Origin of the sequence: Prosthecobacter gellanilyticus (genome assembly GCF_007992435.1) — a bacterium.
Lineage (GTDB): Bacteria > Verrucomicrobiota > Verrucomicrobiia > Verrucomicrobiales > Verrucomicrobiaceae > Prosthecobacter > Prosthecobacter gellanilyticus.
Genome location: NZ_BKAG01000026.1, coordinates 16,615 through 36,956, shown reverse-complemented (window position 1 = coordinate 36,956; position 20,342 = coordinate 16,615). Strand labels below are relative to the sequence as shown.

General features: G+C 60.8%; 22 protein-coding genes and 1 tRNA gene. 9 read left to right on the top strand and 14 right to left on the bottom strand.

Going from position 1 to position 20,342, the window contains the following annotated elements; all coding sequences use genetic code 11:
- The first annotated feature begins 98 nt into the window (after positions 1 to 98).
- The 3 genes from BGE01nite_RS17170 (at position 99) to BGE01nite_RS17160 (ending at position 2,955) form a co-directional block, all read left to right on the top strand.
- On the top strand, positions 99 to 773 hold the full coding sequence (locus BGE01nite_RS17170; RefSeq protein ID WP_246145745.1) for a DUF7847 domain-containing protein: 675 nt from the start codon (positions 99 to 101) through the stop codon (positions 771 to 773).
- A gap of 224 nt (positions 774 to 997) precedes the next feature.
- Positions 998 to 2,227 (top strand): tryptophan synthase subunit beta, encoded by a 1,230-nt coding sequence (trpB, locus tag BGE01nite_RS17165; RefSeq protein ID WP_146851866.1) that lies wholly within the window; start codon positions 998 to 1,000, stop codon positions 2,225 to 2,227.
- An 8-nt stretch (positions 2,228 to 2,235) separates the two neighbouring features.
- On the top strand, positions 2,236 to 2,955 hold the full coding sequence (locus BGE01nite_RS17160; RefSeq protein ID WP_146851864.1) for a hypothetical protein: 720 nt from the start codon (positions 2,236 to 2,238) through the stop codon (positions 2,953 to 2,955).
- 1 nt (position 2,956) lies between these two features.
- Here the strand turns inward: BGE01nite_RS17160 and BGE01nite_RS17155 are convergent, their stop codons facing one another.
- From BGE01nite_RS17155 to BGE01nite_RS17130, 6 genes are all read right to left on the bottom strand, one after another.
- Positions 2,957 to 3,649, bottom strand: coding sequence for a DJ-1/PfpI family protein (locus BGE01nite_RS17155; RefSeq protein WP_170266854.1), 693 nt, complete (start codon positions 3,647 to 3,649; stop codon positions 2,957 to 2,959).
- Between the two features lie 79 nt (positions 3,650 to 3,728).
- Positions 3,729 to 3,989, bottom strand: coding sequence for a DNA-binding protein (locus BGE01nite_RS17150; RefSeq protein WP_146851860.1), 261 nt, complete (start codon positions 3,987 to 3,989; stop codon positions 3,729 to 3,731).
- Between the two features lie 91 nt (positions 3,990 to 4,080).
- Positions 4,081 to 6,597: a tetratricopeptide repeat protein gene (locus tag BGE01nite_RS17145; protein ID WP_146851858.1), complete on the bottom strand. Its 2,517-nt coding sequence runs from the start codon at positions 6,595 to 6,597 to the stop codon at positions 4,081 to 4,083.
- 16 nt (positions 6,598 to 6,613) lie between these two features.
- Positions 6,614 to 7,237 (bottom strand): molybdenum cofactor guanylyltransferase, encoded by a 624-nt coding sequence (locus BGE01nite_RS17140; protein WP_146851856.1) that lies wholly within the window; start codon positions 7,235 to 7,237, stop codon positions 6,614 to 6,616.
- Between the two features lie 153 nt (positions 7,238 to 7,390).
- Entirely contained in the window at positions 7,391 to 8,389 is a 999-nt protein-coding gene (gene moaA, locus BGE01nite_RS17135) for a GTP 3',8-cyclase MoaA (RefSeq protein WP_146851854.1), read from the bottom strand.
- 28 nt (positions 8,390 to 8,417) lie between these two features.
- A complete protein-coding gene (locus BGE01nite_RS17130) occupies positions 8,418 to 8,705 on the bottom strand; it encodes a putative quinol monooxygenase (RefSeq protein WP_146851852.1) in 288 nt (95 codons plus the stop codon).
- 250 nt (positions 8,706 to 8,955) lie between these two features.
- On the opposite strand from BGE01nite_RS17130, the gene BGE01nite_RS17125 reads away from it, so the two are divergent.
- On the top strand, positions 8,956 to 9,909 hold the full coding sequence (locus BGE01nite_RS17125) for a threonine dehydratase (RefSeq protein WP_343203741.1): 954 nt from the start codon (positions 8,956 to 8,958) through the stop codon (positions 9,907 to 9,909).
- 184 nt (positions 9,910 to 10,093) lie between these two features.
- Here the strand turns inward: BGE01nite_RS17125 and BGE01nite_RS17120 are convergent, their stop codons facing one another.
- A complete protein-coding gene (locus BGE01nite_RS17120) occupies positions 10,094 to 10,369 on the bottom strand; it encodes an acylphosphatase (RefSeq protein ID WP_146851848.1) in 276 nt (91 codons plus the stop codon).
- Positions 10,370 to 10,435: 66 nt separating this feature from the next.
- A complete protein-coding gene (murJ, locus tag BGE01nite_RS17115; RefSeq protein ID WP_170266852.1) occupies positions 10,436 to 11,767 on the bottom strand; it encodes a murein biosynthesis integral membrane protein MurJ in 1,332 nt (443 codons plus the stop codon).
- A gap of 536 nt (positions 11,768 to 12,303) precedes the next feature.
- On the opposite strand from murJ, the gene BGE01nite_RS17110 reads away from it, so the two are divergent.
- The 4 genes from BGE01nite_RS17110 to BGE01nite_RS17095 all read left to right on the top strand — a co-directional run bounded on the left by BGE01nite_RS17110 (position 12,304) and on the right by BGE01nite_RS17095 (position 16,022).
- A complete protein-coding gene (locus BGE01nite_RS17110; RefSeq protein WP_146851844.1) occupies positions 12,304 to 14,292 on the top strand; it encodes a hypothetical protein in 1,989 nt (662 codons plus the stop codon).
- Between the two features lie 19 nt (positions 14,293 to 14,311).
- A complete protein-coding gene (asd, locus tag BGE01nite_RS17105; protein ID WP_146851842.1) occupies positions 14,312 to 15,214 on the top strand; it encodes an archaetidylserine decarboxylase in 903 nt (300 codons plus the stop codon).
- Positions 15,215 to 15,339: 125 nt separating this feature from the next.
- Positions 15,340 to 15,537, top strand: a complete 198-nt coding sequence (locus BGE01nite_RS17100; protein WP_146851840.1) for a hypothetical protein — start codon at positions 15,340 to 15,342, stop codon at positions 15,535 to 15,537.
- Positions 15,538 to 15,683: 146 nt separating this feature from the next.
- Complete coding sequence (locus tag BGE01nite_RS17095) at positions 15,684 to 16,022, top strand: DUF5713 family protein (RefSeq protein ID WP_146851837.1); 339 nt, start codon at positions 15,684 to 15,686, stop codon at positions 16,020 to 16,022.
- Positions 16,023 to 16,035: 13 nt separating this feature from the next.
- On the opposite strand, the gene BGE01nite_RS17090 is transcribed toward BGE01nite_RS17095, so the two are convergent.
- The 5 genes from BGE01nite_RS17090 to BGE01nite_RS17070 form a co-directional block, all read right to left on the bottom strand.
- Positions 16,036 to 16,123, bottom strand: a tRNA-Leu gene (locus BGE01nite_RS17090).
- A gap of 100 nt (positions 16,124 to 16,223) precedes the next feature.
- Entirely contained in the window at positions 16,224 to 16,925 is a 702-nt protein-coding gene (locus tag BGE01nite_RS17085; RefSeq protein WP_218033018.1) for a GDSL-type esterase/lipase family protein, read from the bottom strand.
- 143 nt (positions 16,926 to 17,068) lie between these two features.
- On the bottom strand, positions 17,069 to 17,713 hold the full coding sequence (locus tag BGE01nite_RS17080; protein WP_146851831.1) for a DUF2306 domain-containing protein: 645 nt from the start codon (positions 17,711 to 17,713) through the stop codon (positions 17,069 to 17,071).
- Between the two features lie 61 nt (positions 17,714 to 17,774).
- Positions 17,775 to 18,155 (bottom strand): winged helix-turn-helix transcriptional regulator, encoded by a 381-nt coding sequence (locus tag BGE01nite_RS17075; protein ID WP_146851829.1) that lies wholly within the window; start codon positions 18,153 to 18,155, stop codon positions 17,775 to 17,777.
- 141 nt (positions 18,156 to 18,296) lie between these two features.
- Entirely contained in the window at positions 18,297 to 18,647 is a 351-nt protein-coding gene (locus BGE01nite_RS17070) for a hypothetical protein (protein WP_146851827.1), read from the bottom strand.
- A gap of 98 nt (positions 18,648 to 18,745) precedes the next feature.
- Between BGE01nite_RS17070 and BGE01nite_RS17065 the strand changes: the two genes are divergently transcribed.
- The gene (locus BGE01nite_RS17065; RefSeq protein WP_146851824.1) at positions 18,746 to 19,624 is read left to right on the top strand and encodes a sugar phosphate isomerase/epimerase family protein; all 879 of its coding nucleotides are present in this window, start codon (positions 18,746 to 18,748) and stop codon (positions 19,622 to 19,624) included.
- 314 nt (positions 19,625 to 19,938) lie between these two features.
- Here BGE01nite_RS17065 and BGE01nite_RS17060 read toward each other — a convergent pair whose 3' ends face one another.
- Positions 19,939 to 20,316: a hypothetical protein gene (locus tag BGE01nite_RS17060; protein ID WP_146851821.1), complete on the bottom strand. Its 378-nt coding sequence runs from the start codon at positions 20,314 to 20,316 to the stop codon at positions 19,939 to 19,941.
- Positions 20,317 to 20,342 lie beyond the last annotated feature (26 nt).

The following is a 20,342-nucleotide window of genomic DNA, read 5'->3' as shown; positions in this document are numbered from 1 at the left end:
CATCTGCGCTGAATCCCTATGCGCCGCCCATGACCTCCCCCGGAGAGCTTTTGGCTCGACGTGAAAATGAAGATCTGGTGGAGATCCCGCCTGGCTCCGTGCAGCTGGACGTGATGGCCTGCGTCAAGAGAGCCTGGCGACTGACGACGCAGCATTTCGGCATCATCTTTTTGACCGGGCTGGCCTACTTCGGGATCAGTCTTGGCCTTGGGTTTGTGGAAGGCATGCTCGGTGCCTTTCTGATGACTCCAGAGCAGCGCTCCAATCCCTTCAGCTTCAATCCGGCCATGCTTCCCGTCCAGATTGTTGGCGCGTTGATCAGGATCGGGCTCGCCGCTGGCCTTACCCGGGCGAGTTTGAATTTGTGCGCAGGCAGGGATGTCTCACCCTCGCAGTTGTTCGGTGAATTTGGGAAGCTGCTGAAAATGGCGGGCGGCATGATCTTGTTTTACATCATGCTCGTCATCGGGCTGGTCCTGTTGATCGTGCCTGGTATCATCGTTGGGGTGCGGTTCAGCTATTTCATGACCGCGATTATAGACCGGAACATGGGCCCCATTGAGGCGCTGAAGTATAGCTGGAACCTCACCCGTGGAAACGCGGTGAACCTCATCGGCCTCTGGTTCATGCTGATGATGATGATGCTGGCGGGCGTCATCGCCTTGCTCGTCGGCTTGGTCTTCGCCATCCCCGTGGTCACGCTTTCGGTGACTTTGGCTTACCGCTACCTGCAGTATGGGCCCCCTGCTCTGGAAGAGCGGTCCGCCCGGTGAGCGACACGGGAGCCACGACCCCATCCCCACCGCAAGAGGCGGAAAGACCGCAGAGAAGTCCTTCAAAAAGGTATTCTCTGCAGTCTTCTGGTCTCTGCGGTAAGAGCGCCGCTCGTTCCAGCCACAGAAAAGCCCTTGAGACCGCCTGATCCAGGCTTCAGGCATCGCTATTTCGACTGCACGTTGCCATCGGACGTATTTTCCTTACTTTGCGAACCCACTCCATGACCGCGACCGCCACCGCTACCCCTCTCCCTGTGATGCCTGACCAACACGGCCACTTCGGCCGCTATGGAGGCATGTTTGTGCCGGAGACCCTCATGTCAGCCCTCAATGAGCTTTCGGAGGAGTATGAGCGCGCCAAGGCAGACCCCATTTTCCAGACGGAGCTGAATCGCCTGCTGCACGAGTACGTTGGCCGTCCCACCCCGCTGTATCTGGCGGAGCGCTGGACGGAAAAGCTGGGCGGCGCGCGCATTTATCTGAAGCGCGAGGACCTGCTCCACACCGGCGCGCATAAGATCAATAACGCGCTCGGCCAGGCACTGCTCGCGCTACGTCTCGGCAAGCAGCGCATCATCGCTGAAACCGGCGCTGGTCAGCACGGCGTGGCCACGGCCACCGTGTGTGCTCGCTTCGGTCTCGACTGCACCATCTACATGGGTGCTGTCGACATGGCCCGTCAGGCGTTGAACGTGGCGCGCATGAGATTCCTCGGTGCCAAGGTCGTCGCCGTCACTGCCGGTCAGGCCACGCTGAAGGAAGCCGTGAATGAAGCCATGCGTGACTGGGTCACGAATGTGCGCGACACGCATTACATCCTCGGCAGCGCGCTTGGTTCGCATCCGTTCCCGATGATGGTGCGTGACTTCCATCGCGTGATCGGCGTGGAGGCACGCCAGCAGATCCTGGAGCGCGAGCAGCGTCTGCCGGACCTGCTTGTGGCCTGTGTCGGCGGTGGCAGCAACAGCATCGGCCTCTTCCATCCCTTCCTGAATGACCCCGGCGTGCGCATGATCGGCGTGGAAGCCGGTGGCGAAGGCATCCTGCCTGAGAAACACGCCGCGCGTTTCCAGGGCGGCCGCCTCGGTGTGCTGCAGGGCACCAAGACCTGGCTGCTCGCAAATGACGACGGCCAGATCGAGCTCACGCACAGCGTCAGCGCCGGTCTGGACTACGCGGCCATCGGCCCTGAGCATGCCTGGCTGCACGACATGAATCGTGTGGAGTATAACTACGCCACGGATGAAGAAGCCTTGGCTGCCTTCAGCGAACTGAGCGCCGTCGAGGGCATCATCCCCGCTCTTGAGAGCAGCCACGCCATCGCCGAGGTGCGCAAGGTCGCGCCGAAGATGGGCAAGGACCAGGTCATCATCGTGAACCTCTCCGGTCGCGGTGACAAAGACGTGGCCCAGGCTGCCCGCATGATCTTCAAAGAAGAGATCAAGTTCTAACCAAAACCATGAAATCAGCAGTTGCATGGGTCTTCATCGTCCTCGGGCTGATGATTTGCCATGCGAGTGCTGATACACGGACGATCCGCGTCTTCGTGGCCCTGGCAGACAATGCCAGCCAGGGCATCGCGAAGGTGCCAGCGAAGATCGGCAATGGCGATGATGCGGAGCTGAACCTCTACTGGGGCAACTCGGAAGGTTTTAAAGGCGTGTTTGGCCGCAGCAAGAGCTGGAAGCTGGAGAAGGCCGAGGCCGATCCCGTGCCGGAGATTGTCGATCGCCGCACCTACAAGCATGTCAGCCAGGACTGCCGGATCATTGCCGAGGCCTGGCGCGGCAAAAACATCCGCGAATGCCTCGAGGCCTTCTTCTCAGCACTGCACAGCTCTGAAAACAGCCTCGTGGCCTTCATCGGCCACAATGGGCTCATGGATGGAGCCATTCCCATCTCCGGACTCAGCGCAGCTCCGCAGCCGCCTGACGCGGTCATCCTTTGCTGCATCAGCGGGAGATACTTCCAGCCCCATCTCGAGGCCGCGAAATCACGTCCCGTGCTCACCACGACTCAATTGATGTATCCGGGCTCATTCCTGCTTCGTGATGCCCTCGAGGTCTGGCTCCGCCAAGGTTCACGTGCCGAGATGCGCATGGCCGCCGCGCGTGCCTACGCGTCTAACCAAAAGATCTCCGTCAAAGCTGCGGCCGGTGTGTTCACGAGGCTGGAGTAGATCACTTCAGCCCATGCTTCGCCGCAAAAGGATCCCACGAAGGATCACGATGCCAATCATGCTCGATCTCATCCGCCATGCGCTCGGCGGTGCGCTGGCCGAAAAGACTGCTCACCACATGCAGCGTCATGTCGATGCCGGCGGAGACACCGGAAGACGTGACCATGTTTCCATCATCCACCCAGCGCGCTTGCGTGACCCACTTCACGTTAGGCCCGGGCTTGGTGGCCATCTTCCAGTAGGCTTTGTTCGTCGTGGCCGGGCGACCATCCAGCAGGCCTGCGGCGGCTAGCAAGGTAGCTCCATTGCATACGGACATCGTGATCTCCACCTGAGCGGAACGTTGCTTGAGCCAGATGAGGGTCTCCTCATCCTTGATCAGCTTCTTCACGCCGAATCCTCCAGGCACCAGAAGCAGGTCGAGCTTCGGGCAGTCGGCGAAAGTCTTTTGCGCCACCATCTCCACTCCTTGCGCGGTGACCACCGGCCCAGCACTCTTTGCCACGGTGATGAGGGTGACCTGGTCCTTCAGGTTTCCCCAGATCTCCATGGGCCCACAAGCGTCCAGCATCTCAAAGCCGGGAAAGAGCACGACTCCGACCGCGCGCTTCACCGGCCTCTCGTCTGCGGCGAGGCTGAAGCTGGCCAGGGAAAGCCCAACCAAAAGTGTGTAAATGAAGTGGCGCGTGCTCATGGCGAAAGTGACACGCCTGAGTGACATCGCGACCGCCTCTGTATGACAGGGAGATGACTTGCCTTTCGCGGAGGCTGGATCAGGCCAGCTTGTTGATCGGAGGCAGGTCCCGCTCCATCTCCAGAATGCGCTGCAGCGCATCGAGAAACTCGTCCGCGGCCTCCACGGGCAGCATGATGGTGTCACGGCGTCCGCGCACGTCCTCGGTGATCTTGATCACACGTCCGCGCTCATTTTCCTTCAGATCCAGGAAGAAGATCTTCCGGTCTGTCATGATCTTCTCCGAGTGCAGCGGTGGTGTTCCGCGTCTCGGCTGCTCTTCGTATTCGTCGTTCCTCATGAGATGATGACCTCCACGGTGTCCTGGTGCTGTTGGTTTTCTGAAAGGTGCCCCGAGTGTAAAAATTGCCCCCGCGATGTCAATGCCTCTATCACTTGCCGTCCCAAAGGAAGTGCTCCAGGCGGATTTTCGTGGCCCGCTCCTTGGCCTCGCCAGCGCGGTCGCCGGAGCTGACGGCGAGTTTCTCAGCCAGACGGGCGGCGGCTTCCCATTGCTTAGTGCTTTCCAGCAGATCGATGCCGAAGAATCCCGCGCGGTAATACCAGCGGAACTCCGCCGGGTCGGCCGGGCCGGTGAAGCCATCCGCCTCCACCACATCATAGCAGGCTTCCAGTGCCTCCGTGGCCTGGCCTGCGGACTGCAGTGCCACGGCCAGGGTATAACCAGCGCGTGCGCGCCAGTCGAAAGTGAGGTCAGGCTCGCCGACCAGCTCCCGTAGCACCTTGATGGCGGACGTCAGGGAGGCGGCATCCGTCTTGCCCAGCAGCATCAGCATCTCCGCCTTCTCACACATCATGGAGCGGCGCAGGTTTTTAGGCAGTTTTGGTTCGGCCAGCAGGATGTCCACCAGCTTCAGCGCCTCGGCTTCCTTGCCGGAACGCCGCAGCGCCATGGCCTGCTGCTGCCGCGCCGGGATGCTCAGCGGCCCTCCGCGCTCTGCCAGCTCCTGCCAGAGGTCGATCGCCGTCTCGCGACCCTCGTCACTCATCATGGAGAGCGCGGACATGCCGGCGAAATACAGCGCCGTGTCCGCATAGGGGGAGTTTGCGGCCTCCTTGGCCACCAGCTCAAATTCCGTGCGCGCGGCGGCGAAATTCTCCAGCCTGAAAAAGGCATCCGCCACCTTCAGGCGCACCAGCGCGGTCTGCGGCGTGCCTGGCCGGGCCTTGATGAAGGCGCTGCCGGCATCGGTGAGTTCCTTCAGTTTGCCGGCGCGGTCCAGGCGCCAGAGTTGCGTCATCACCAGCCGCTCACGCTGGCGGTCCGTCAGGGCAGGGAAGGTCTCGATCTCAGCCAGGAGGCGGTCCACGGCGGGGAAGTCGATCGGCACCCGCAGAAGCAGCAGTTCCGCCAGGGCCATCTTCGCCTCAAACAAGCGCGGATGCTGGCTGTGCTTCTCCATGAAGCCGCGCAGTTCTGACTCAGCCTCGGCCCTGCCCTTTGCGGCCATCTCCAGCACACGATCCAGCTCGAGGTCGGCGGATCCATCCTTGGAGGCCACCACCGCGTCACCGCTCACCACCTGGAGCTGACCTAACAGGTTTTGATACAGGATCATCTCGCCGCCATGCAGCGCGGCCACGCCGGCATTGTAGAGGGCGGAGCGGCGCTCGGCCAGCGTGGTGGCCAGATTGGCCGCGTTTTGGAAAAACTGCGCGCTGCGTGCATAGTCACCCCGTGCATAGGCCGTGCCTGCGGTGACGAACTCCACCATGGCCGAACCTTGATTGCCGAACCGGCTTTTCCACATTTCGGTCAGCACGGCCACGCGCTCATCTGCCTTGCGGACACTGTAGGTCTCCAGCGCCAGTTGCATGGCCTCATTCGCCTGGGGATGGCCGGCGTGCACCTGGATCAGTGCCTCCAGCAGCCCCAGAGCCTCGTCCTCGCGCTTCTGGGCGACCAGCCAGCGGGCCATCAGCAGGATCGCATGACCCTGAAAGGTGGAGGTGGTCGCTGGAGAGGTGAGCGCTGCCTTTTGAGCTGCACTGCCTTCCGTGATCCAGCGCAGCGTGGCATCCGGAGGCAGGGTGCCGGCGGTTTCATTCAGGCAGCGGGCCAGCAGGTCAAAGGCGCTGCTCCACATCTCGCTCTCCGCTGTGTTGTCCAGAAACTGCACCAGGCCTTCCACGGCCTGCGCTGCATTGCCCTGGCGCAGCCAGGATTCCGCCAGCATCACCGAGGCGGCGTGGTGCACACGTTCCCCGCCTTCCGTGCTGCCGACCAGTTCGCGAAGCTGCGTCTGCGCCTCGCTGATGCGGTTCTGGTCCACCAATCCCTTCGCCAAAAGCAGTCGCGCCTTCGCATCCAGGGGATGATTCTGGGAGGTCAGGTCCGCCAGCGCTGGTTCCGCACGTCCGGCACGTAGTTCCACCTCATCCCACATGATCCGTGCCTGGCTGGCCACAGGTTCGTCATCGGCCTTGCGCAGAGCATCCAGGACTTCACGTGCCTGCCCCAGATTGCCGGATGCCAGGCTGATCTGCGCCAAAAGGAGTCGTTCCTGATAGCTGGCGGACTTGTCCTGCACGCGGGCAGCCAGCAGCTTCTCGGCCCCGTCCAGATCACCTGTCTGCACCTGGGCCTGCGCCTTCCAGAAGCCTGCGTCAGGCACCGTCTCGCTGGCCAGGATCTTGAGTGCTTCATCGCCCCGGCGCGCACGCACCCAGGCCTCCACCGCCAGAGCGGCCAAAGTCTGCCGCTCTTTCGACTGCGCTGCCTGCATGAGGCGGGTGGCCTTCAGCGCGGCCACAGCGGGAAGTCCGTCACTCAGCGCCTGCCTGGCAGCCCGATACTCCGGCAGATCCTCCAGGCCCTTGCCATGCAGGGCTGGTCCGGAAAAGGCCAGCAGCATGAGGACGGAGACGTGGAGGCGGGGAAAAAGCATGTGAGTGAGGGAAGTCTCACCCTAGGCGCTCTTTGAAATGCTGGCAATCCTGCCATTCACCCGGTGTGTTCGCATTGGTGAAAAGCGTCTCCTCCCCCTCGTTCAGGTGCATCACCTGGGCCAGTCCCAGCTCCACACATTCGGAGATGGCGCCCCGCAGGCTTTTCTCACCCCGGGCCAGCCGTTTCTCCATCAGCGGCAGCATCGCCGGCGCATAGCAGCCCGTCATCGGCTCGATGCCATGACCCGTGGCGAAAAAGCACCCGCGCTCGCGTGAACGCTCCAGCCGCGTGCGCAAAAAATCCGTCGTCATGAACGGCATGTCCACCGCCAGCACCAGGGTCGGCACCGCGATCGATGCCAAAGCCCGCGTGATGGCCCCCAGCGGCCCATTGTCATCCTCCACCGGATCAAAGAGCCACGTCACGGCCTCGTCATCCGGGCAGTCCAGATGCAGTTCCTGCTCCTCCCGGCAGGCGACCAGACAGTGAGAACTCTCAACCTCCAGCAGCTTCTCCAGCTGCACCTGCCACAGCGGCCGCCCCTGCCACATGAGCTGCGCCTTGTCCTCCCCCATGCGTTGGGACCGGCCTCCCGCGAGCAGCAGCGTGGCAAAGAGGGCAGTGGAGGGGGCAGGCATGCTCAGACCCTAACGCGAATTTCCAAATTCGCAGCCGCCCAATCCTTCTCACAGCGCAGAGGTTAGAAGACCGCAGAGAAAGCCTTCTGAAGGTATTCTCTGCGGTCTTCTCATCTCTCGCGGTGTCAATGGCTTGGGAATCACCGTCAGTCCCTAACCACCAATGGCAATCATGCGTCGGTTGGGCTGGTAGTTGTGCCGGAAGTCATGCTCCTTAGGCTTCCGGGCCACGACACCATGAATGAAGTCCGCCAGCTCCTCGTCCGTGCAGCCGGCGCGCAGCCGCTCTTTGAGATCAAACTCCAAATAGCTGCCCAGGCAGGGTCTCAATTTACCATCACTGGTTAGGCGCAGCTTGTTGCAGCTTTCGCAGAAGTGCAGGTTCGTCATCGCACCGATGAAGCCGATCTTCTGCTCCGTGCCGGGGATGGCATAGTAAGTCGCGGGGCCGTTCGTCTTGAAATCAGGCAGCGGAATGAGCTCGCCATAGTGCTGCTCCACCATCTGCTTCGCGGCATGGGTGGAGAGGAAATTGTTTTCGCTCAGCACCTCCTGCGTGCTCACCGGCATCAGCTCGATGAAGCGCAGCAGCAGCCCTTTTTCATAGGCGTAATTAATAAGCGGCACGAACTCGCGGTCCGTCTGGTTTTTCATCAGAACGCAGTTCAGATGAATGGCCCGGAAACCTGCCGAAATCGCCGCATCGATGCCTTCCAGCACCTTCGGCAGCAGATCGCGGCCCGTGGTGCGCTGATAGGAGGAGCGATCCAGTGAATCGAGCGAGATATTGGCGCTATACACCCCCGCCTTCACCAGGCGTGCGGCGATGGTTTCTCCCTGCTCCAACTTGCTCAAAAGCGTGCCGTTCGTGGAAATGCCCACCTGCTGGATGCCCGGGATGCGGGAGATCTGCGCGCAGAAATCGGCCACACCCGGACGTGTGAGCGGCTCGCCACCCGTCACGCGGACTTTTTTGATTCCTAGGCCAGCACCCACGCGGAGCACCCGCAGCATCTCCTCATAGCTCAGCACCTCCTCCTTCGGGAACCACGCCTGCTCCTCCTCGGGCATGCAATACCGGCAGCGTTCGTTGCACCGGTCGGTGACGGACACGCGCAGGTAAGAGATGTGATGGCCGAAGGCGTCTTCCACAGAGGTATAAGGAGCTACGCTCGCCGGATCAGTCGAGGACCGGTCCTTTCACCGCCCAGCGCTTCAGCACAAAGCCCGTGGCGGATTTTTCCTTCCACTGGGCGAAGTGCGGGGTCTGGTAGTGCGCCTCCATGGCCGCCTGATCCAGATACTGCTCGCTCAGGGCGAAGAGATTCGGCTGCTCAAACTGGCGGTTCACCTCAAAACGGGTGCAGCCCGGTTCCTTCACGGACTCCGCCGCGTTGAAAGTGATGACTTCGAGGAATTCATCGACACGCGCCGGGTCGATTTCGAGGATGACAATGACATTGACCATGGTGCCTGCGAAAAAGCCGAGTTTGCCCCTCAATGCAACCACCGCTTCCTGCTGTTCATCGTGGATCACAGGTATCCGAAAAATCTCTTAACCGCTAATTTGACGCTAATAGGACGCTAATGTCCCAGAAATGAAGGTCTGAGATATTAGCGTTTAATTAGCGTCTAATCAGCGGTTAAAATGGCTGGCTTCCGTGGAGTTGACGTCGGAGATCCCAGGCGCAGGTTTCCCGCCGACACCCATGCAGCCCCTGCCCACCCTCGCCGAGATCCAGGCCGCCAAGGCCCTGATCCGTCCGCACATCCATGAGACTCCGGCTTATCGCTGGCCGCTGCTGGAGGCAGAGCTGGGCTGCGAGGTCTGGCTGAAGCATGAGAACCACACTCCCGTGGGTGCCTTCAAGATCCGCGGCGGACTCGTTTACATGGACGAACTCAAGCGCCAGAACCCGGAAGTGAAAGGCGTCATCGCCGCCACCACGGGAAATCACGGCCAGTCCATCGCCTTCGCCGCCCGGCAGCATGGCCTGCGCGCCGTCATCGTGGTGCCGCATGGAAACAATCCGGAGAAAAACGCCGCCATGCGCTCCCTCGGTGCCGAGCTCGTGGAGCACGGCGGCCAGTTTCAGGAAGCTCTGGAATACTCACGCGAGCTCGCCGCGCGCGATGGTCTTCATGCGATCCCGTCCTTCCATCCCTGGCTCGTCCGCGGCGTGGCCACCTATGGCCTGGAGCTGTTTCACGCCGTGAAAAACATCGACGTCGTCTTCGTGCCCATCGGCCTCGGTTCCGGCTTTTGCGGAGTCACCGCCGCACGTGAAGCCTTGGGCCTAAAAACGCGCATCATCGGCGTGGTGTCCGAGCATGCCGCCGCTTACGCGCTGTCGTTTCAGCAAAAGCAGTTCGTCGAGCAGACCAGCACCACCCGGGTCGCGGAAGGTGTCGCCTGCAAGACCCCGAACAAGGACGCGCTCGAACACGTGCTCCGCCATGCCCATGACGTCGTCACCGTGAGCGATGACGAGGCCGTCACCGCCATGCGCGAGATCATCCAGGCCACCCACAACATCGCCGAAGGCGCCGGAGCCCTCGCCTATGCCGCCCTGAAAAAGCAGTGCACTGCCTGGCAAGGTAAACGCGTCGCCTGCGTCCTCACCGGCGGAAACGCCAGCATGGCCATGATCAAACGGGCTCTAAATGCCTAACTGCATTTGATTTTAAAGAACGCATTCACAGGGTTTTGGACCCTTCCGCGCATTTCGTAGGCCATCCGTTCCTCTTTCCAATCCTTTCACACCGCGAGAGATGAGAAGACCGCAGAGAGAGCCCTCCAGAAAGGTATTCTCTGCGGTCTTCTAACCTCTGCGGTGTAAATCTGGGAACAGGCCTTTATCTTTCAATGCTAAACCCGCGCACACCCGTCATGGCCGGAATGCTCAGCACCTCGCGCTCCTTGATCAGCGAACCAAGATTGCTTTCATCGATCGCCGTGAGGAAAGCATCCAGTTCATCCAGATCAAAAGACATGGCCTTCAGCTCCACACGACCGTCCGGAAGGTTGCGCACACTGCCCGTGACCTCATAACCGGAGGCGATCTGCTTGGTGGTGTAGCGGAAGCCGACGCCCTGGACGCGGCCGGTGTAGAGGATTTGTTTCGCTGGCATGTCGGGAGAAAGAGAGAAGAGAGTGGTGCAAGCATCCTGCTTGCCCGTGTCTTTGAATAGAAAAATTTAAGTGGGAGTGACGGAATCCGAAGCCGCGATTCGCGAGCCGATCTGCCGCAGCACATACAGGCAGGCAAGTGTGGCGGAGATCATCTGCACGATCACCGTGGCCAGCGCGATGCCCGCCGCGCCCAGATGCTGCATGAGCACCCAGTTCAGCACCGCATTTCCCACCAGACCGATGAACGACAGCACGATGATGAAGTTCGTGGCCTGCATGGCCACCACCACGCGTGAGGCCAGGCTGCCGAGGATGTAGAAGGGGATCTGCAAGGCCGCGAAGCGCAGCACTGCAGCCACACGCTGCGTGTCTTCCGGCGAGAAAGACCCGCGCTCAAACAGCAGCGCGATTACCCACGGTGCCAGCCAGCACAGCAGCAGCGCCGCAGGCAGTGCCGCGCTGAGGATGATGCCTGCGCTCATGAAGAGCTGGTGCTTCACACCCGCCCAGTCACGGCGCGCCACCTTGTCTGCAAAATACGGGAAGAGCACATCACAGCTCGGCGCCACCGTCACCGCCAGGATGATGCCGCACACCTTGTCCGTGTAGCCCAGCACCACCACACTTCCGGCTTCCAGCCAGGAGGCCATGGTCTGATCCACCACCACCGCGCTGCTGAAGATGGCCCCCGCGAAGAGGAAGGGCAGGGAATGGCGGATCACCCCGCGCACCTCCGGCTCCCAGCCGCGCAGGCAGCCTAACAAAAAGCTAGGCGTCAGTCCATCCCGCCGCCAGAGCACTACAGACAGCACCAGCAGATGCAGTGCCGCGCCGACCACCGTGCCATGCACCAACGTGTTGATGCCCGGCTGCTCACGATCCATCACCAGCCAGGCGATGATCGTCAGCGGCACGATCATCGGAGAGGAGGATGCGACCGCGAAATGCTTGTCCGCACGCAGCCACGTGCCGAGTTGGTAGCTAAGCCCAAAGCACACCATGAACGGCAGCAGCGTGCGCAAAAGGGTCACTGCCAGCGTCTGCTTCTCCGGCGTGAAGCCTCGCGTGGTCCACCCCACGATCTGCGGTGCCATGAACCAGATCACCAACGCAATCAGAGCGAGGCTGATCACATGAATCACGCTGGACTGCACCGCCAGCCGCCGTGCGCGCCGGGCATCCTTCAGGTGGTTCACCTCCGCATACAGCGGCAGGAAAGCCTCCGGCAAGCCTCCGCCGATCAGCGCCGCGATGAAGGTCAGCAGCCCGAAGGAGAACATGAAGGCATCCAGCTCATCACTGATGCCAAACTGCCTAGCCACCGCCGCATCTTTGACAAACGACACCGCCTTGGACACCACGGTCAGCACCGCCACCAGCACAAATCCGGACACCATGCGCGAGCCCAGTCCGCGCGAAAGCAGCGAACGGGCTTTGTCAGTGAGTTTGGGAGCGGGAACCGGCAAAGTGAAGGGAGAGGAAGCCCAAACTATAAGAGGCACCCGCAGACCCTGGCAAACTCCCATGCTCCTCCACGGCAATAAATTTCCGCCAGCGCCCCACCCGTCTTATCATCCTTCAGTGATCCCTTTCCGTGTGTTCCGCAGGCCCTCTGCTTCCCCGGAATCTTTTGACACCGCAGAGATTGGAAGACCGCAGAGAATACCTTCAGAAACCTTTCTCTGCGGTCTTCTTATCTCTCGCGGTGTCCACGGTTTGAAGGTTTCCGGTCATAACCCATCCACCACCCCCAAATCCGCCCTTCCGCCAAAAGATCACTCCAAAGTAGTAGGAGTCGCCTATCCCCCTCGTTCTAAGGCTTCGCGCAACCTCAGTTTCTCCTCCCGCTATTCCTGAAGGACAGGTGTAACAAAGTTGGAGACAATCTTGCGAAGGCATTCATACTGCGCGCCCCTTCGCTCTCCCCTTAGTCATGACCGAAAACGATACGCCCCCTGAAACACCGGCCAATCCCGAAGCCGCCTCTGCTGCCTCCGTGGATCTGAGTTCTCTGCGCATGATGCCTGCCTGGGTCTCGACAATCGGAGCCGGAGAGAGCGCCAGCACTGGCACGGACTACAGCCGCTTTGAAGAGCGTGAAGACCGCGGTCCGCGTCGTGGCGGTGGTGGTTTTGGAGATCGCGGCGACCGCCGTGGTCCTCCTACGGGACGTCGTGATGGCCCCCCTCCGCGCCGTGACGGCCCTGGCGGTGGCTTTGGCGGCCCTCGCCCAGCCGGTCCTGGCGCTCCTGGCCCACGTGGTGGCGGCGACTCACGCCCCCCTCGTCGCGATGGCCCTCCTGGCGGCAGACCTCCGGGTGCCGGTGGTGGCCCGCGTGGTGGTGGAGATCGTGACCGCGACCAGCGTGGTGGTCCTCGTCGTTTCGGAGACCGTGACCGTGATCAGCGCGGCGGCCCGCCGCAGCGTGAATGGGTGGAGATTCCAAAGGATGTGCAGGTCGTCATCGAGCCGGAAGACAAGTCCGCCGAGGCACTCGCGAGCCACATCCGCAGCACGGGTCATGCCTTCAGCATGTTTGATGCTGCCCGTCTCGTCCTGGCGGAGGGAGATCGCTTCCACGCCCGCTATCAGTGCGCTTCTGACCGCTCATCCGGCCTCTTTGCCACCAATGATGGCGGCCTCTTCCTGACCCGTGACGAAGCCGTGCAGCACGTGCTCCGCGGCAAGGCCCTCGATGCCTTCTATCGTTCCGAAGAGATCGAGCTCGAAGAACCCAAGGGTGACTTCAAGAGCATCGGCGTCTGCGGTTTCAGCGGTGAGCTGCTCGGACCTCCGAGCCATCACAGCTTCCAGACCTCCATCATCCGCCTGCATCGCGAGCGTTTCGCCAACATGCCGCTGGAAGACTACAAGCGCCGCGTGCGTGTGGACACCACTCCCGAGCGTGTCGCTGAATGGAAGGAAAAGCAGAAGAAAGGTTTCCGCTGGGTTTGGCTCAAAGATGCTCCTGCTGAAGGTGCCGAGCCGCAGAGCTTCAGCTCCCGTGCCGAGGTGGAGGCCCACTTCCGCCGATTCCACGCCGATGAAGCCGTGACCGAAAAGCGTGATGCGCTCGTCATCGGCAATGTCGACAAGAACAAGCTCACCCACGTCCTCTTCATCATGCTGCGTCATGCCGTGGAGAATGCCCGCAAGCATCTCTTCGACATGTCCCAGAAACTCGGCGCCAGCTTTGAGCGCCGTGGTCTGAAGCTCTTCAAGCGTCGCGCTGGCAAGCTCTTCGTCAGCCGCGTGAAGCCGCGCGCCGTCGATCCTGGAGTCGTCTTCTCTGAGCGTGTCTCGAAGCTGGTCGAAATGCTCAAAGGCAAGACCGGCATCCTCCTTCACGACCTAGTCGAGTCCATCGTGCCCTCCCCGGCTCCCGCTGAAGCTGCCCCTGCCGCTGAAGGCGAGGCTGCTGCCGCTCCTGTGAAGCACGCTCCGACGGATGAGCAGATCACCGTCATCAAGGACATCCGCTGGCTCGCCAACGAAGGCTACGTCATCGAATACAGTGACGGCATGGTCTTCCTCGGCGTCCAGGGCGAGCCCCAGGGCACCCCGAAAGCCGCCGCTGCTCCCGCAAGCGCACCTGCCGCTGCGGCTGCCAATGCAGAAGCCAGCGCCGAAACTTCCGCTGAGGTGGAAAGCACCGAGGCCAAGGAAGCCGCTGCCGAGCCCGAAGCTGCCCCTGCTGCTGAATCCGAGCCTGCTGCCGAAGTGAAGGCCGTTGAGGAAGAACTCGCCACGGCCGCTGATGAAGCTGCTGCCACCAGCGAACCTACCCCAGCTGCTGAAGCTGAAGCCGAAGCCACGCCGACGGAGGTCGCCGAACAGGCCGCCCCGGTGGAAGCTCCTGGTGAAGAAAAAGCATCCGATGAAGCCGCTCCTGCGGCCTCCGAGGCCCCCAAGGCCGAGTGAGTGGAAGGAATCGAATCTGATGTCGCCCCCCGCCCCGATTCATTTCTTCAACCGACTGACCCAGCAGATTGAGACCGAGGACGTGTATGGCGAAAAGTCATTGCGCTTCGTGTATGAAAATCCGGTGGGCGGCCTCCCGCTGCATGCCCTGGTCAAGCGCGCCATTTTCTCGAAGTGGTATGGCGCGCGCATGGACTCCCCGGCCAGCAAGGCGGAGATCCGTCCCTTCATCGACAAGTTCGGTCTTGATGTCTCCGAGTTCGCCGACCCTGTGGAGAGCTTCAAGACCTTCAACGAGTTCTTCTACCGCAAGCTCAAGCCCGAGGCACGTCCCATCGAGGCTGATGAAAAGGCCATTGTCCTTCCTGCGGACGGACGTCACCTCGTCATCCCAGACGTCTCGCAGTGCCGTGATTTCTTTGTCAAAGGTATCCGCTTTGACATCACCGCTCTGCTCGGAGACTCCGGCATCGCCGCCCGATTTGACAAAGGCAGCCTGCTCATCTCCCGCCTCTGCCCCACGGACTACCACCGCTTTCATTTCCCCGTCAGCGGTTTCAATGGCACCCCTCGCCTCATCGAAGGCCCGCTGTTTTCCGTGAGCCCCATTGCCCTGGCGAAGCGCCCCAGCATCCTCTGGGAGAACAAGCGCTACCTCACCCGCATCCGCACAGATCATCTCGGTGAGGTCGCCTTCCTCGAAGTCGGCGCCACCTGTGTCGGCTCCGTGGTCCACACCTCACGCCCAGCGCAGTTCATGGCCAAGGGCGCTGAGAAAGGCTACTTCCGCTTCGGCGGATCCTGCGTCATCACCGTCTTCGAACCCGGCAAAGTCCGCTTCTCCGAAGACCTCCTCGAACACAGCGCCTCCGGCCGCGAAGTCTACGCCCGCATGGGTGATGTGGCTGGTGTGATGCTATAAGCCGCTGCGTGATGCATGGGCTCCATTGAGCGCATCAATACATGCATTCAGCGTATCAATGAGGCACTCAAACCGTCCGCAATGATGCTGACAGTGGAAAATAAAACCACTGACCCAGCATCATCATGAAACGGAAAACTTATCTGCTCAGCCTCGCCGCCCTCGCCCTGACTCTCCCTAGCTGTGTCAGCGCTGGCCTGCAATTCCGCGACTCCTTCACCGGCAGAGTCACCACGAAAGAGCGCGTCATCGGCGCGGCGGTGGATGTGGTGACCTTGCCCGTTCAGCTGCCAGTGATCGCCGTGCTCGCAGCCAAGGACTAGACTGGTTCTCGAAAAGAATTTCATGGGGGGTGTCGGGGTCGTGCTTCGCTATCAAAAGAATCATTCCGTCGCTTGAGACCCTGCTGAAGGTTGGTAAGGGAATTTGGTTTCGACCGTAGAATATCGCGACCCCCCCTTTCGATCCCATGTCCCTGACCAATGACAAAATGCAGGACTATCCCTTCCTGCAAGAGATGTATGACGACGACTACTTCCCACCCTTCCTCGTGGACAAGTGCAAGGCCGTCTTGATCAGCCTGTGTGAGCAGATCGAGGCCACCAAGCCCGATTCCGATGAGGAGTTTTTAGAGCTCACCCACGCCGCCACCGAGCAGATCAACGACCTTCAGGACGAGTTCCTGGACAACGACAGCGAGATCGAATCCGGCGCGCGCGAGATCCTCAGCGCGGATTTCGAATACATCACCAAGGCCTACGGTTTCGACATTGATATCGAAGACGTGATCGCCCCGCGTGACTGGTGACCGCTGGTCTTCTTGGTGCCGATGGCCGGACTCGAACCGGCAAGGGAGTTGCCTCCCAGCGGATTTTAAGTCCGCTGTGTTTACCATTTCACCACATCGGCATGAGATGGAGCGCGGAGGATAGCGGCTTATTGCCGGGGCACCACGCTAAAATAAGAGTCCGTGCATTCTTTCCCCTGGTCGCTGATCCTTCGGAAAGAATCAAAGCTTCGCCCGCAGCAGCCCGGCCAGCGTTTCATAGCCCCTCGGGCTGAAGTGCGTGCCGTCCTCCACAAACAGCTCGGCACGGTGCTGGCCTTTCTCATCGAGAAACGCTGGGAACAGGTCCACAAACTCTACCTTCTTGTCCGGGGTCGCGAGACTGCCGAGCAACTTGTTCATCGCACGAAGCCCATCCAGTCCGCCCGGAGTCTCCGCAGCCCTCCGCACCGGCGGCAGACTGATCACGATGATGCGAGTCTCCGGCAGCGCCGCGTGCACCTTCGTGATGAAGGCCCGCGCCGTCTCACGGATCTGCTCAGGGCTCTTTCCCGAGCTCAGATCATTCCCGCCCGCATTCAAAAGAATCACCTTCGGCGCATACGGCAGCACGATGCGGTCCGTGTAGTGCAGCACATCCTCCATCTTCGCCCCGCCAAATCCACGATTGAGCACCGCGTGGTTCGGAAAATACGTCGCCGCATCCACCCACCTCCGCGCATTGGATCCACCGACCAGCAGCACTCCACCCTTCGCGGGTGCCTTTTCAGCATCTGCTGCCTCGAACTTCCTGATCGTCTCCTCCCACCTGGCCGGACCAACGCCTTGGCTGGCATTTCCACCCTTCTTCGGCGCAGCTCCAGCGCAGTTGCCAGCCATACCCAGAGTGGCGATGATCAAAAACGTCAGAGCCCGGCGGGACAAGCAAGCTTCCATGGTATTAAAATTAGTTAGGTGGCGGTGCGGAGGATTTAAACAAACTCGAGCACAATGGCAGACACAGGTCAGGCCCGGATCAGTGACCTCGCCGGAGGCACTGTATGACAGCCTTCGCGGCTCTTTTGAGCTCAGGCTGAAAGCTTCGCACCGGCCTCTGACTTCCCACGTTCCTGCAGGCCCAGCCAGACATCGTAGACAAAGAGCGGCACTGACCACGACAGCCAGAAGAAGGACGGAGAGATCTCTTCAAAGGAGCCCAACCGCTGAACGAAGGGCACTTTCAGCAGTGAAGCCGAAACCACAAAAGCCAGCGTGACCAGATAACTCCGCACCATCCATTCGCGGTGCAGTTTGATCTGCCGTCGCTTCACCGCATAAAAGGCAAACCCCGTGGAAAAGAGCCAGACAGCCACCCAGACATGGAGAGAGAAAGCGTAAGGCCGGTTCACCGCGTAGGCCGTGGTGGCTGAAAGCCACACGGCACACAGACCGCTCACCGCCACCGCGCTCACATAGGCCAGCCCGAGGCATCGATGCCACCGCAGATGGCGGATGCGGAAGGCATCCCAGAGCAAAAAGGGACCCGTGAGAAGCGTGACCGACCCCATGCCGATGTGCAGCCAGAGAAGCCACTTCACCGGCAGGTATTTGCCGAGCACCTCAGGTGCTGGATCGAAGAAATGCGCCGAGTAAACGATGAAGTAGAGAGACGCGGTCAGGAGCACGAGCCCTGTCACCACGGTCCTGCGGGAGCGGAAGTAGAAGTCCATCATGGCAGCCAGCTTTAGCCGCCTCAGTGTCCGCTGCTTCGTCCCAAAATTTAGACCTGCCTGCTCAAACTGGCACTGCCTCTTCTCTTAGCCGGGCCGCCGTTTGTCTTTGCAGATAGCCCTCACCCCAGCTTCTCAGAGAATCCAGAATTCCCAGCAGGGCCTCCCCATCGGGGGCGATCCGATATTCCACCCTGGCAGGACGGCCTTCATGCACGGTGCGGAGAATGACCCCATCCGCCTCCAGCTGACGAAGCTGCATGGAAAGCGCCTGCGTGGCGACTCCCGGAAACGAAGTGCGTAGCTCGGTGAAGCGACGCGGCCCTGCCAGCAATTCATGAAGGATGCAGGCCTTCCACCGCCCGCGAATCACATGGATCGCCGCATTCAAGGGGCAGTCATCCCGGAGAGGATCGGCTTTGTAGGGATAGGCAGCGGTGATCATGGACTTGGAGGCGAATGCACACAGATGAGGTCTTCCAAATACGGTCCGACCTGAATGGTGGTCACAGATAGATCCCCGTCTCGGTCAAGCGCATCCGGTCCTGCGTGACCCCCGGTATTATCTTCCACGCTGCGGCAGCGGTTAGTCCTGCCATTCGCCAGACTCCTCCAGGATCACACGTCCTTTGGATTTGACGGTGAGCTCGCCATGGCGACCGACCCAATAGGTGGCTCCGTCGTTTTCGAAAAGGTATCCACGAAACACGTCGGGAGTCACTCCATCGGCTTCCATTTTGTGAACGGTCCTACCCTTCAACTGGATGGTTTTTCCCGTCTTCCGGCTGACGCCGACATAGGTGATGTTGTCGGACGATACCACGCCTTCGGGATCATTGTGCACAATGACCACGACAAAGGATTTCGTCACAAGTGTCTCGGCGAAGCCTGTGGAGGCGAGAAGGAAGGTGATCGCAAGGAGAATGAAAAACTTCATGTCGCATGCACAGTAGCATTTCATGAGCTTGTTTCCACGTCCTTGATTTCCCCCGGCATCCAGACAGAAATAGCAGCCCACCACCGTTCCGCCTTCCCATGACATCCAACCCACTCTCACGCCGCCACTTTCTCGGCACCGCCATCGCAGCCGCCACTGGTCTCACGCTCCCCCGGCTCGCTTCAGCCGCAGACAAGCCTAACTCCGTGTTCGGCGGCGTCCGCGTCGGCTGCATCACCTACAGCTTCCGCAGCATGACCAAGACCGCCGAGGAGACGCTGAAGGCGCTGCTCGACTGCGGCATCAGCGAGACCGAGCTCATGGGCGGACCGACCCAGCTTTACGCAGGCATCAAAGGCGGAAAGATCACCGATGCGGAGCGTGAGCAGCAGATCGCCAAGTGCGTGGAGATGCGCAAAATGTATAACGACGCCGGTGTGAACATCCACATCCACAAGATGAACTTCGGTCAGTCGGATGAGGAGATCGAGTTCAACTTCCTCGTCGCCAAGGCGCTGGGCGCCTCCGCCGTGACCACGGAACGCAATGCCGTCCTCGCCGCGCGTGTGGCCCCGTTCGCAGACAAGCACAAGATCTGGGTCGGCTTCCACAACCACACCAACAACCTGCCTGAGATGGACAAGTTCGACTCCATCCTGGATCTCGGCCAGTACATCGGGTTCAACCTCGACATCGGCCACTACGTCGCCGGCACGCAGGGCAAGTCACCCATCCCCGTGCTCGAGAAGTATCACGCCCGCATCACCAACCTGCACCTCAAGGACCGCACCGCTGACGGCGGCAACGTCCCCTGGGGCCAGGGCCAGACCCCGATCAAGGAAGTGCTGCAGCTGATGAAAAAAGAAAAGTGGACCTTCCCCGCCGAAGTCGAGCTCGAATACAAAATCCCCGAAGGCTCCAACGCCGTCGCCGAGGTGAAGAAGTGCATCGAGTATTGCCAGGCAGCGCTGGCTTGATCGCTGAGGTCTAACGATAAGTTTGCTAACGATCAGGAGAAGTTTCAACGACCTCTCCTGATCGCAAAGCCTTCTGCATCGAACCACGGAGTGGTTCCCCATGAATAGCCAGGGGTGCAGCGAGCGTTAGCGAGCGAAACCCCTGGTCAGTCGTGTTGAAAACACTTCTGAAAATCAACTCCGTAGGAGTTGCCCAACCCTGTGGAAGCTCCTTTCACACGGGAGACTCGCGAAACATGCGATGTTCATGGTGGGGCGTGAATCTGGTGAGCATACTCAAGGGTGAAGCTCAGCCCAAAAGCGCCGCTGCCACCTCACTCAAAGCTCTTGCTGATCTCCGCATGCGCCGCCGCCACCGTCGCATCACGTCCACGGGCCTCAGCATAACGCACCGCGAAGCTCCCCGGCTCTTCGGAGCCCATGAGCAAATGCCGCGCCTCACCCACCAGCGCATCCATCCGCTCCAGCGTGATGGGCGGCTTCTCCGCTTCCGCCTCATCGATCGTCACCACCAGTTGTGAGAGCTGCCTCAGCCAGGCAAAGCGCTCATGCTCCGTTAGCAATTGCAGTAGCTGCAAGGGGGACAAAGTGACGTTCCCCTCCGTCTCATACACCGCCCGTTCGGCATCCATGAGCAGCTTGTGCAGACGGAGAAGCTGGTTGCGGAGGTTTGGCAGTGGATGGTCGTTCATGGCAGATCCATGCTACAGCGTGGATG